This window comes from Stutzerimonas urumqiensis, assembly GCF_003640395.1.
Lineage (GTDB): Bacteria > Pseudomonadota > Gammaproteobacteria > Pseudomonadales > Pseudomonadaceae > Stutzerimonas > Stutzerimonas urumqiensis.
In genome coordinates this window covers 1-12549 of record NZ_RBZQ01000007.1, presented here as the reverse complement: position 1 = coordinate 12549, position 12549 = coordinate 1, and the positions used below count along the sequence as shown (strand labels likewise).

Here is a 12549-nt window from a genome sequence, read left to right as displayed (position 1 = left end):
CATCCCCGCGGGTGCGGGGAACACGCCCTCTGTTTCTAAGGAATAGCCGATGAAAACGGTTCATCCCCGCGGGTGCGGGGAACACGCGGGCAGGCCCCGAAACCATCAGTTCCGGGCCGGTTCATCCCCGCGGGTGCGGGGAACACGAAAACGTCTACTCCGTCGCGCGCCTCTGCCAGCGGTTCATCCCCGCGGGTGCGGGGAACACGACCTGTTGTTTGTTGCCTTCCCAATCCATCGCGGTTCATCCCCGCGGGTGCGGGGAACACGTGAGCCTCGGTGATCGCTGCTCGACGTACTCCGGTTCATCCCCGCGGGTGCGGGGAACACGATGGTTCGGCTGGACTGGCTGAACGAGCTGAGGGTTCATCCCCGCGGGTGCGGGGAACACCACATATTCCGTCCCTGCCGAAGATGGCGATGCGGTTCATCCCCGCGGGTGCGGGGAACACCCCTCACACATCGCCCGCTCATGCGCCCTACGCGGTTCATCCCCGCGGGTGCGGGGAACACACGGACAGAACCGCGATCCGGTTCGTGTCGGCCGGTTCATCCCCGCGGGTGCGGGGAACACGACCGTTCGGCCTGTAGCACGTTCATAATCATCGGTTCATCCCCGCGGGTGCGGGGAACACTGCTCTTCCAGCACGCCAGCTAGGCTGTCGGCCGGTTCATCCCCGCGGGTGCGGGGAACACGACCTTGGAGAAAGGCCGAACAAGGACACCATCGGTTCATCCCCGCGGGTGCGGGGAACACGCGTACATCTTCTGCGTCATCCGCTCGCCGGTCGGTTCATCCCCGCGGGTGCGGGGAACACAACAAGGCCGAATGCCCATGAAGGACAGCGAGCGGTTCATCCCCGCGGGTGCGGGGAACACGTAGCCGACTGAAACGTGTTTGCGGATTCCGTCGGTTCATCCCCGCGGGTGCGGGGAACACAAGCGTTACACCTAAATGCCTGATTTATAAGGCGGTTCATCCCCGCGGGTGCGGGGAACACCTGAATCACGTTGTCCATAATTCCTTCCGTTCCGGTTCATCCCCGCGGGTGCGGGGAACACTATTCGGGCGAATGGCTGTGGCCGATACCATCCGGTTCATCCCCGCGGGTGCGGGGAACACGAGTGGCCAATGTGACCTGATTCGAGGCCAAGCGGTTCATCCCCGCGGGTGCGGGGAACACACCTCGGCCGGCTACAAGATCGGCACCCTGCGCGGTTCATCCCCGCGGGTGCGGGGAACACGCCTCTGAGCCAGTAGAATTGATAAAAACAACCGGTTCATCCCCGCGGGTGCGGGGAACACTTGCCGCACGCCGTAGGCCGTGCTCTCGGTGTAGGTTCATCCCCGCGGGTGCGGGGAACACGGGTTCATACGTTTTGGGCAGACATTGTGCGCCGGTTCATCCCCGCGGGTGCGGGGAACACGCACCCAGGCACCCGTTCAGTGTTTCAACGGGCGGTTCATCCCCGCGGGTGCGGGGAACACGGCGATGACACCTATGCAAGCGTCCTTCAGGGCGGTTCATCCCCGCGGGTGCGGGGAACACGCGTGAATGGCGGCAGGCCGTACAAGGCAAGCAGGTTCATCCCCGCGGGTGCGGGGAACACGAACGAGTAACGCCATGCCTGCCGTGACCCGACGGTTCATCCCCGCGGGTGCGGGGAACACACCGCCACCCGCCTCGATATGCGTGTCGATCGCGGTTCATCCCCGCGGGTGCGGGGAACACGCCTGATCATCGCCGCCTGCCTGCTGCTCACCCGGTTCATCCCCGCGGGTGCGGGGAACACACGTACGCACCCGCCCCACCGGTCGCGGCACCCGGTTCATCCCCGCGGGTGCGGGGAACACGGGATTCAGGATCAATCCTCAAACGGGTCAACCGGTTCATCCCCGCGGGTGCGGGGAACACGAGCGCGAATCGTTTGGCGACACAACCAAGGCCGGTTCATCCCCGCGGGTGCGGGGAACACCACCCTGCCCTCACTGAACGCCTGAGCATCGACGGTTCATCCCCGCGGGTGCGGGGAACACACCAAACGTAACCGTTTGTTCATAAAGAAGAAAATCGGCTACAAGAACTCTACCGGGTTTTCTTGTTAAAGATCGGAGTCTTGTATGGGCTGGAAAGCGACCAGCCTGAGGCCGTCGTAGTCGATGGGTTCACGGCGGTTGGCGCCGAGCGTCTGGAAGTCGTAGCCGGACTCGCTCTTGCTCGCCCAGGCCATCACCGCGTTGCCGTCCTCAAAGCCCGCTTCGAGGTGCTGCCAGATCATCTCGCGGGTGCGTCGCGAGACATCACCGATATAGACACCGGCACGCACCTCGAGCAGCCAGATTGCGAGCCTGCCGCGCAAGCGGGGCGGAACGTTCTCGGTGACGACGACCAAAAACGTCATTTACTTCGCCCTGTGCCCGGCATCGCCGTGGCTTTCGGGGTTTGGGATGGCTGGCGGGACGGACTCTGGCGGTGCTTCGGGTGGATGGATACCACCGGCTGCCAGCACTTCCTCGATCAGCGGGATGATACGGCCGAGCAATTTGTCCGAACGGAACAGGTCGCGGCAGGCGATCCGTACTTCTCGCTCAGGCTCGGCCGGCGACTTGGCGGCAATGCGAAAAGCCAGCGGCACCACGGTTTCGAATTTGAACAGGTCCGCAATGTCGTAGACAAACGACAGCGGCTTGCCCGTGTGGATGAAGCCGACGGCCGGCGCATAGCCTGCGGCCAGTACGGCTGCTTCGGTGATCCCATATAGGCACGCCGTGGCTGCGGACAGGCAGCGGTTGGGAATATCCGCCGCGTCCCACTGGTTGCGGTCGTAATTGCGCGCGCGCCAGTTCACCTTGTACTGCTGCGCCAGCAGTTTGTAGGTACCGCGCACGCGCGCGCCCTCGATGCCGCGCAATTGCTCGACGCTGCGTCTGGCCGGCGCCGGTTCGCCGAAGCGCACCTCGTACATCTTGCGCACCACCTTTAGCCGCAGGTCGTCATCCAGCGCCAGCTTGGCCTGGTAGAGCAGACGATCGGCCCGCGCGCCGCCCGGCTGGCCGCTGGAGTACAGCCGCACGCCCGACTCACCGACCCAGACCAGCAAGGTGCCGACGGTCGCTGCCAGGTTCACTGCCGCATGGGAAATGCGCGTGCCCGGCTCGAGCATGATGCAAGCCACCGCCCCGACCGGGATGTGCTTGCGCACGCCGTTCTTGTCGATGACCACGAAGGCGCCGTCGAGCACGTCGATCTGTCCGTAGTGGACGAACACCATGGAGATGCGGTCCTTCATGGGCAGCGGCTTGAGCGGCGGCAATAGCGTCGAGGCCATGTCACTCGGCCTCGCCTGCGGACAGCCGCGACAGCCCTTGCCCAACCAGGACACGCATCTGCCGGATGGCCAGTTCGTTCAGCTTTTGCAGCCGCTCCGCCTGGACGACGCCCTGCTCGATGAAATGCGCATTCATCGACTCCAGGTTGGCCAGGCAGACGAGTTGGTGCACGTTGGCGTGGTCGCGGATGTTGCCCTTGAGCGCCGGATTGGCGTCCCGCCACTCGCGCGCGGTGACCCCGAACAGCGCCACGTTCAGCAGGTCGGCCTCGCTGGCGTAGACCTGGCTGGTCTGCTGCTTGGTCAGGGTGTCCGGAATCAGGTTCTCGCGGATGGCATCGGTGTGGATCAGGTAGTTCACCTTGGCCAGATTGCGCCGAATGTCCCAGCCCAGCTGCTGGAACTCCTGTTCCTTGAGGCGCTGGAATTCCTTGATGAGGTAGAGCTTGAATTCCACCGAGATCCAGCTGGCGAATTCGAAGGCGATATCTTTCTGGGCGAAGGTGCCACCGTAGCGGCCGGCTCGGGAAATCAGGCCAATGGCGCCGGTCTGCTCGATCCATTGTTTGGGCGTGAGGGTGAAGCTGTTCAAGCCGGCCTGTTTTCTAAACCCGTCGAATTCGACGGGTTTAAACACCGGGTTGTTGAGCTGCTCCCAGATGCCGAGGAACTCGATGGTGTTGCGGTTGCGCAGCCAGTTGCGGATCAGGTCATCGGTCCGCTCGTTGTTCTTGAAGCGGGCGATGTCGGTGATGTTGATGTACTCGATACCATCCTTGGTGGTGGTGCCGATCTGCTGGTCGAGGACCTGGAGTTTGGCTTTCATCGGTTTCTTCTCTGTCAGTTATGTCAGCCAATCCTTGCCAGGCTGAGCAAGCCGCAACCGAATGCCTTGCCGGGGCCGATGCCCGACTGGAGTGCACCGGCCAGGAGCGAGACATCGTTCGGCCAGAGCAGGCCTTCATAGCAGGCCCGTTGAAGGCTGATGCGCATATCGCGCTTGCGGGTCTCCAGCAAATCGCTACTGGTAACCAGCACACTCTCGACCGCAAAACCCAAGCGAGCCCCCTGCCGACCCAGCCAGTCGAGCTGTGCCGTCTCGGTAGCCAACCCGTAGCGCTTGCCTTCGCGGGTTACCGTAGGGTTAGCCAGCAGCCGGAACCGGTAGCGACCGCCCGCCTGGACGAACCGCTCGACATCGACATGCTTAGTCTCGGGCGCGCCTTTCAAATAACCCGGCAACGCCGTAAGTGCCGACCAGTCAGGCTCTGCCTGTGCCTGGACGAGCACAACCGGTGCATCCCAAGCCCCACCTGGCTCGAGCCGCCAAAGAAAACGCGGAGGCGTCTGTTCAGCGTCGCGGACAAAGGCTCGAACCAAAGTGCGATGCAAGTCGTACGGGCTGCTCAGATCGCGACGCGCCTGGGCGCTGCGCGGGTCAAGCGCCAATCGGGTCAGAAACATGCTCGCCTCCTGCGAACGAAACGGACTTGACGAAGCGAGGACCGAAGCGGCGCTCTGCGAAGGGTGCTACCGGCTGATCCAAACGGATCGAGCCTTCGCTGGCATGCTCGATCGCGCCACGTAGCGAAATCGGACGCTCTCCATGCCCAGGCAGGAAGGGGTAGCACTCCAATGCTTCGAACAGGGGCGAGGCAACCAATCCATCCGGAAGATGTACGGGCAACCCGGGCACGAATCCCTTTCGGCCCAATGCGAGCGGCCAAACTGGATTCCTTACGGCAGCATGCAAACGCTCGAGCAACGCTTGATCTTCGCCTTCCAGACCGACCAAAAACACCGCATCGGACAGGTAATAACGCGGGCTGACCACAGTACGCCCGAGATCGGCCTTGCCTGTTGCGGCCACGACCACGCCAGTGGCCGTCTGGTAATCACGCATCGGCACGCCTTCCCGGTCGACTCGCACGCCCATCCGCAAGGCAGCCAGGTCCTCCACTGGTTCCTTGCGATCCCGGCCGAGCGCGGCGCATAGCAGGCCGACCACGCCGGACTTGGACGGCTCGAGCCCGGTATCGCGCTCGTCGAAGCGGCTGGTGGTGCCCCAGGACTGCATCGGCCCCTGCAGGCGCAGCAGCAAGGTGGGCATAGTCAGGCCTCCAGTTCGGAAGCGACCGATTCGCGCACCCAACCGGCCAGCGCAGCCAACGACGGCAATTGGCCGCCTTTTTCGGCAGGCCACCCGCCAGTCAGGTCGAGGCAGGCCCACTGATCGGTCGACGCGGCGTAATAGCTCGAAAGCTTGCCTTCGTATTCGGCGAGCCTTTCTACCGACTGCCCGGTGAGCGACTTGTCGGGGCGTGGCGCCACCGGTTTCTCGAAGGCATTGGCCAGGTTGAGCGGAGCCTCGTGCCGGAGGCACACACCCACGAACTCAGGGGCATTATGCGCAGCAAAGCTGTTCTGCTTGCCCGTGGGGATTGCCCGCACCATGGCTTGGGCAAAGGCCTCTAGCGCAGCAAGGGTCAGGTCTCGGTCGCTTTGCAGGTTGCTCAGCAACTTACGGACATCCAGCACTGCGTAGCGATACAGCGTGGCCGAATTGAACTCGACCTGTCCGATCATGCCCGCGCCGCTTTCTTCCGGCCCGCCCATGTCATCCACCGCAGTGAAGTAATCGAAGTCGCGCTCGACCCGGTGAGTGCTAATGGCGTGGGCGACCTGGCATGCCGCATCCCGGTTGGCTTCCGGCATATCCGCCAGCATTCGACCGAACAGGGCGACATCCACAGCCTTGCCACCGTCGAGCAAGGACTTGGCCTTCTTTACGACTTCCAGCGGCAAACTGGCCTTGGCGTCCTTTTTGCTTTTCTTGTCGCCCCCGGCAGCCAGTTCTTCCCAGTGCTGTTCGATCAACGCGGCAAAGCCGTTAATTTCATTCTCACCAAGGAACAGCAGGTATTCGGTCTTGCCGTCGTCCTTGAGCTTCAGCCCGGCGGCCCCCAGGGCGACCTCGATCTTGCCGGCCGCTTCTTCTGCATCGCGGTTGGTCAGGCGTTCCAGCAGCAACGACCTCAGTTTCTTGGTGCGCACGCCGCGATGAGCAACCGGGATCAGCTCGTGCTCGCTCGCCGCAAGGCGTATGGCCCGCTTGAAGCACTGGCTGCTGACCCTTGCCCGCCGCTGGCCACCGAAAATAGCGTCTTTGGGTGCGCCGGTGTCGTCACGGTTGAGGTTGGAAGGCGCGAAGTTCTGGATCAGGTGGAATTCGAGGAACAGGCCCATGCTCAGTCGTCCTTTTCTTGGCTGTTGGTGTTGTTGGCGTTATCAGAAATATTGGCGCGGTAGAAATCGCGTGCCCATTGCTGGCGGACCCGGTCGCGCTGTTCGGGGGCGTAGGCGTTCAGCCAGTACTTGAGATCATCCAGCAACCGGGCAAAGTCGAAACCGATGTCCTCGGCTGCCAGCAGGCTGATGGCCTGGCGCAGATACTCGGCGACGTTTTCTGCATCGGCTCCCAGCAAGGCGATGAAACGCTTCTCCACGCTGGGCGAACTTTCGCGCGCACGCCACAGCTCACCAAAGGCAGCGGCGAAGCTCTGCGCGGCGTTTTGCGGATGGCGTGCGTAGAGTCCCGCCGTCAGGTACAGCGCCAGACGCCACGGCGAACGCGGCGACTGCTCGGCACTGGCGAAACGTTCAACGTAGGGGTATGCCTTCTCGTAGGTGCCAGGTTCGAACGCAAGGCTGTGACGTAGCGCAGCCATGGCGCCGCGGTTGGCCTGGCCAAGCGCCTTCAAATGATCGACGAATCGCAGCGCACACTCGCTCATGTCATGCCTCCTTGGCAGGTGGGTTTTCTAGATTCGGCAGGAGTTTGTTCAGCAACGCTGCTACGCGCGGCTCGTGTCGGGCAATCGCACGCAAAGCCAGCGGGGAGCGTCCGATGCCGTTTTGCACGGCCGTCCAGGCCTGCCGGGCGCTGGTGCGCAATGCCTCGCTCCAGAAAGCGTCGGCGATGTCGCCCCGCCCTTCACCCAGCGCAAGGAGCACTGCGTGCAGGGAGCGTTCGGCATGGGCAAAGAAGGTGGCCGACAACGGCCCGTTATCAACCAGCGCACGGGCGCGAGCGCGGGTGTCTTTGCTGGATGGGTCCGGCAAGGTGTCGGCCAGCAGGCCCGTCGCGATTTTGCGCAGTTCACTGAAGAGCGCTTCAGCCTCGGCAACCAGTTTCCGTAACCGGTTGGCCTTGTTCGCATCGGCCAGCAACACGGCGGGCAGGGCAACCCGTTCCGAACGCCAGCGCAGTAGCTTGGCTTGGTCGCTGGCCAGGCCGGCCACGAGAACCGGTTGGTAAACACCGTCAAAGCTGTCGTGCAGGCTCATCGCATGCGTGAGGACAGCCGCCGGCCTGGCCGCCGTACCGCTGATGTCCGGAACCAGCGCCGGGAGATCACGCCAGAGTGAACGCCCTTCCGTGAAGCTCAGCCGAACAAGGCCATTGCTTCCGGCTCGATAGCTGGCCATAGGGTCCGGCGCGTTCGGATCGTCCCCCAGCGCGAACCCGGCGGCGAAACGCAGCCACCGAATATTGCCACTGGCCTCGCGCAGCAACAGAACGGCACGGCTCTGGCGGGTGTAACGGTCATTGGGCCCTGTCGCAAGCACGGGATCACCGCTTAGCTCGGTGATGCTCAGAGCGTCCCGCTCCCAGGCAGGCAGGTCATCTATGCCTCCCTTTGGCTCTGGGTGCAATGCCAGGCACAGCGTCTGTTGTAGCGTTGCCCCAACAGGCAATACCGCAGCGGTGTTAACCAGCGCGCCGGCTTTATCGGAACCACGCACAACCTTCACCAATCCGCCCGGCGTGAATTGCAGAAAACCGAGCAAGGTTCCCAGCGCATCGGCAGGCGTGATCTCAAGCGGCGCATCGTCCAGCGAGTGGTCGAACACTACCGGTGTGTTGCCGCTGGCACTCGCCAGCGCAATTTGCGTCCAGGGCTTGCGCTTGTCCCGCGTTTCATCAGCCGTGGCCAGCGCCGCCACTTGCATGAATGGATGTTCTGGATGAAACAGCCAGAACCGTTCGCGCCAATGCTCGAGATACTCATGAATCTCAGCCACCGGCAGTCCGTCGCGGTACCAACGGCGGCGATCCATGTCCTTCCAGCCGCCGAAGGCCCGACCCTGCGCCCGATGGGTGATCGCCAGCAACAGTCGATACTCGGCGATCAGGCTGGGCGGCGCCGTTTCGGCCAGCGCGACGATCTCCCCAGACCGCTCGAACAGTTCCAGCAAGCCGAGCCGAGTAACGCCACCACCCGCCAGCTGTACCGGTAGCCAGGGCTCGTCCAGAAGATTGATGGCCTTGCTCATAGGGTTCCCTCTTGCGCTTGCTGGTGCTCATAAACAAGCCCCAGCTCCTCATCCAGCCGCATACTCAAACCATCCAACTCATAGCGCCCATCCTTCAGCGGCAAGGGATAGCAGTGTTTCAGCAGCGCATGTCCGGTGAACGCCAGCGGCGCTTCGCCCGCTCGGAAATGCGCGACCACGGCCTTGCGTGAAAGCTTGAATTGCCGGGCGTATAGCCGGCGAGCCGTGTCGTCATCCACCGGCTGATCCGGCTGGAAGCAGGGTGCGCCAGCATCGACTTGCCATCCATGCAGACCTACCCGCACCGGGATCAGCGTGACCGACTCCAGCCCCAGGCGGGTGCGGTTGGTAAGGCCGATGCCGTCGCCCTCCTCGTTGCCGTGGGGCTTCCCCGCATAGGCATGCTGCGGCTCGGCCAAGGGATCTATGGCGATGTTCACTGAGCGCATGCGCTGATCACCCGACTTAGCAAGATACTCACCGAACGTGTCGACCTCGATGAACTGCCTCGCCTTTTCCTCCAGGTCGTCTGGCAGCGGCCCGTCCAGGTCATACACCACCTGGACCAGTCGATCGATATCGCCCGGCAGATGCAGCTCCTGCTCACGAGACAGCAACGCCCAGGTCCGACCGAGAATGTAGGCGTCGTAGACGTACTGCCAGGCGGTTTCCTTGAGGTCTGGCAGCTTGGCGCCATCCAAGCCGGCAACATGCAAGCAGGCGCCCTGATGCATGGGGGGCCGCTCTCTCATGTGCCGATGCAGCCGCCCGGCCCGCTGCAAAAGAAGATCGACCGGCGCAAGGTCACTGAGCATGAAATCGAAATCCAGATCGAGCGATTGCTCTACGACCTGGGTGGCGATCAATAGCGCCTTCTCCGGCCGTTGGCCATCCGGACCGAACAGCCCGAGCACCCTGCGCTCCCGATCGTTACGTTCGTCGGCCGGAAAGCGTGCGTGGAAAAGCAACAGGCAGACCGAGCCATCAAGGCGCTCGCTTAGCGTCCGGTACAACGCCTGGGCCCGATCGACCGTATTGACGATCAGCGCGCCGCACCCGCCACCGTCCAGCAGCTCACAGGCACGTGCAGCCAGGGCCTCCAGCGTCTCGCCCATGGCCGCCAGGCGGATCGGAGCGAGTGGGCGCGCCTCAAAATGCTCGCCACGCGCGCCTTTCTGATCAGCGAGCATCACACGTGGATAGGGCAGCTCCGGGGCGCCGCCAGCCGGAATGCCCCAGGCTTTCAGCAAGGAAGTCCGCCGCCGCTCCGGCAGGGTGGCGCTCATCAGCACGACTGAACTGCCCAGCGCCTTGAGCCAGCACAGCAGGGACTCGATCAGCCCGTGGGTATAGGTGTCGTACGCATGCACCTCATCCAGCACCACGACCCGGTTGCTCAAGCCCCAGAGTCGCACGAAGTGGTGTTTCACGTTGAGAACGGAGAACAGCGCCTGGTCGACCGTACCGACGCCATAGGGTGAAAGCAGTGGTCGCCGACGCTGGGAAAACCAGGCAGACGCGGAAAGACTCGCTCCGCTTGAATGATCGACACCTCGCAGGTGCTGAACATCCTCATTTAGCGTGGCGCCACCGTGTACAAGCTGCACGTCGAGCGGGCCGTCCGCGAAGCCCTCAAGAAACGTCAACGTCCGCTTGAACATCGCATTGCCGGTCGCCTGGGTCGGCAGCGCCATATACAAGCCCCGATGTCCGTTCGCCGCCTGTAGCCGAAGATGGGCAAGAAAGGCCAACTCCGTCTTGCCCTCCCCCATTGGCGCTTCCACCAACAGCAGCGCAGGCCCTCTCACATCGCCGAGCAGGCGATCACCCGACTGCTGCAAGGGCCGGGCCGACACACCCTGCCGGTTGACGATACGCGCCAGCAACGCGTCGGCAGACCAATGACCGGTCAGCAACGGCCGCATCTCCCCCCAACCGATCCGCTGGAGAGCACCTTCAGCAAGTTCCTGAGCGTTACGGTAGTAGTCATGAAGGTCAACTTGCCGTTCGCCGAGGGAAAACCACTCTGGGTTCGACGCAATCCAGTCGGCCACACTGGTAATCCCTGCCAGCCAGTTCACCGCTGGCAGATCGAGCTCGTCGAGCACGGGAGTCCCCTCGGGAGCCAAAACGGACCAGAACGCGTCGAGGATCGCCTGTCGCGCATCCGCCCATTGGCGCCCGTCATCAGGACGCGCCTGTTCAATCTCGGGCCGCAGGAAGTGGTAGCCGTGATGGGCGCTGATCGCCTGCAACACATGCCGGACCCAGTCAGTCTCTGCACCGCTGCACCGCTGCAAGCCAGCGCCCAGCAACGCCGCGGTTGCGCAGGAGTGGTTGGTCACATCGCAGGCACGCCTATCGAACGGCAGGCCAGCATTCCGATCGGCATCCTGGCCTTCTTCCCACTTGGCTTGAAAGCCGGGAATCGCCTTGCCGTAGTCATGCAGCCCGGCCAGTGCAGCTATCCAGCGTGAGATGCTCGCTTGAGGCAAACCGAATGACCCGGTCAGCCAGCCGCGAGTGGTCTCGGGTTCCAGCGTCAGAAGGGTTTCGGTCACTGCAGCAACATCGAGCAGATGGGCCAACAAACCATGCCCCGCTCCTTCGCCGCTTTTTGCCCAAATCGTCCGTGCCTGCGTCGACAACTGCGAGAACCGCAACTGCTCCTTCATTTTTCGCACCTGCTCGCGTCCTTGCCTGCGAGGCAGCTAATCACCAGAAGGTGAAAGACGGAAGTCTGTATGTAAAGACAGGTGAATTTTTCGGTCACATTAGCGGGCATCCGGGCCGTTTCTAAAGCCATTCAGGAGGCACCGTGCAGAAAAATGTGTCAGCTAAGCGCGCATATTCAGGTCGCAGATACGAGCCAGGCGTCAGCCACTTCTCCCGACCAGCGGGTCGTTACCGGCAAGGCACCGACGGCAACGCTCCAGCCACGCTCGGCATCTTCGGTGACAATCAATCGTGGCACCTGGAAGCGCCGCCTCTGCGCCATCCCCCAGGTACTTAGCCAAAACCGAGTCTCTTGCCCGGACAAATGCCGACCGGCTTCCTGATACGCCATCCACGCCGCCAGGGCTTCTTGCTTGAAGCTCTCATGCGCTTCACCCCGCTCTACAAAATGCGGGGCATCACCCACGCTCCAGCGAGACGAGCCTTGGCGCAGGCTGGCCAGTTACCGAAGGCGGCTTTTCAGCTCATCGCCGAGCTTGTTGGAATCTGCCACGGATACATCCTCCGGTACTCAACGCTATTACACGGTTCATCCCCGCGCCTGCGGGGAACACTACGGCTACTGCCAACGTGAAGGCGTGATCCGCGGTTCATCCCCGCGCCTGCGGGAACACTACTGCATCGAGCACGGCCGTACGTCGCTGTTCGGTTCATCCCCGCGCCTGCGGGGAACACGTGCATCAGGACACCCAGCACGCCGTGTTCGGCGGTTCATCCCCGCGCCTGCGGGGAACACTTGATCTGCACAAGCGGGTTGCCCTGGGCGTCCGGTTCATCCCCGCGCCTGCGGGGAACACGAACACGTCGCGGCCGAGTTCCGGGCCGCAGGCGGTTCATCCCCGCGCCTGCGGGGAACACCGAAGTCGCCGCGCTGCAGGCCCGACAGGTCGCGGTTCATCCCCGCGCCTGCGGGGAACACGCTACTGCAAGGCGACTGGCGGACAAGGTGTGCGGTTCATCCCCGCGCCTGCGGGGAACACGCTCTCTGGATTGAATGAACCGAGCAGGCCGCAGGTGTTGTGGTCAACAAAATCTGGACACTGGTTTAGGTTTATCCGGCCAGCGATTCGGCTTGCGCTGGCGTTCTGTATCCGTTGTAACTGTGTGGTCGCTGATGGTTGTAGTAGTTCGTCAGGTAGCGCAGCA

At 63.1% G+C, this 12549-nt stretch carries 9 protein-coding genes and 2 CRISPR repeat arrays (1 of these 11 only partly in view); all 9 genes read right to left on the bottom strand.

The features are described 5' to 3' along the window. Positions 1-2038: a CRISPR direct-repeat array (repeat unit 29 nt; unit sequence CGGTTCATCCCCGCGGGTGCGGGGAACAC); it reaches 981 nt to the left of the window's first position. A 65-nt stretch (positions 2039-2103) separates the two neighbouring features. The 9 genes from cas2e to cas3 are packed head-to-tail and all read right to left on the bottom strand — an operon-like array spanning position 2104 to position 11342. Next, positions 2104-2403: a type I-E CRISPR-associated endoribonuclease Cas2e gene (gene cas2e, locus D7325_RS14045; protein WP_120996662.1), complete on the bottom strand. Its 300-nt coding sequence runs from the start codon at positions 2401-2403 to the stop codon at positions 2104-2106. Continuing rightward, positions 2404-3330, bottom strand: coding sequence for a type I-E CRISPR-associated endonuclease Cas1e (gene cas1e, locus D7325_RS14040; RefSeq protein WP_218565187.1), 927 nt, complete (start codon positions 3328-3330; stop codon positions 2404-2406). A 1-nt stretch (position 3331) separates the two neighbouring features. Next, positions 3332-4156, bottom strand: a complete 825-nt coding sequence (locus D7325_RS14035; RefSeq protein WP_120996660.1) for a KilA-N domain-containing protein — start codon at positions 4154-4156, stop codon at positions 3332-3334. A 23-nt stretch (positions 4157-4179) separates the two neighbouring features. Further along, a complete protein-coding gene (gene cas6e / locus D7325_RS14030; RefSeq protein WP_120996658.1) occupies positions 4180-4794 on the bottom strand; it encodes a type I-E CRISPR-associated protein Cas6/Cse3/CasE in 615 nt (204 codons plus the stop codon). After that, the gene (gene cas5e, locus D7325_RS14025) at positions 4769-5440 is read right to left on the bottom strand and encodes a type I-E CRISPR-associated protein Cas5/CasD (protein ID WP_120997049.1); all 672 of its coding nucleotides are present in this window, start codon (positions 5438-5440) and stop codon (positions 4769-4771) included. Before cas5e ends, cas6e begins: the two co-directional genes overlap by 26 nt. A gap of 2 nt (positions 5441-5442) precedes the next feature. After that, positions 5443-6576, bottom strand: coding sequence for a type I-E CRISPR-associated protein Cas7/Cse4/CasC (gene cas7e, locus D7325_RS14020; RefSeq protein ID WP_120996656.1), 1134 nt, complete (start codon positions 6574-6576; stop codon positions 5443-5445). Between the two features lie 2 nt (positions 6577-6578). Next, a complete protein-coding gene (gene casB, locus D7325_RS14015; protein WP_120996654.1) occupies positions 6579-7124 on the bottom strand; it encodes a type I-E CRISPR-associated protein Cse2/CasB in 546 nt (181 codons plus the stop codon). A 1-nt stretch (position 7125) separates the two neighbouring features. Beyond that, entirely contained in the window at positions 7126-8667 is a 1542-nt protein-coding gene (gene casA / locus D7325_RS14010) for a type I-E CRISPR-associated protein Cse1/CasA (protein WP_120996652.1), read from the bottom strand. Further along, the gene (gene cas3 / locus D7325_RS14005) at positions 8664-11342 is read right to left on the bottom strand and encodes a CRISPR-associated helicase Cas3' (RefSeq protein WP_120996649.1); all 2679 of its coding nucleotides are present in this window, start codon (positions 11340-11342) and stop codon (positions 8664-8666) included. Before cas3 ends, casA begins: the two co-directional genes overlap by 4 nt. A gap of 586 nt (positions 11343-11928) precedes the next feature. Then, positions 11929-12383: a CRISPR direct-repeat array (repeat unit 29 nt; unit sequence CGGTTCATCCCCGCGCCTGCGGGGAACAC). Positions 12384-12549 lie beyond the last annotated feature (166 nt).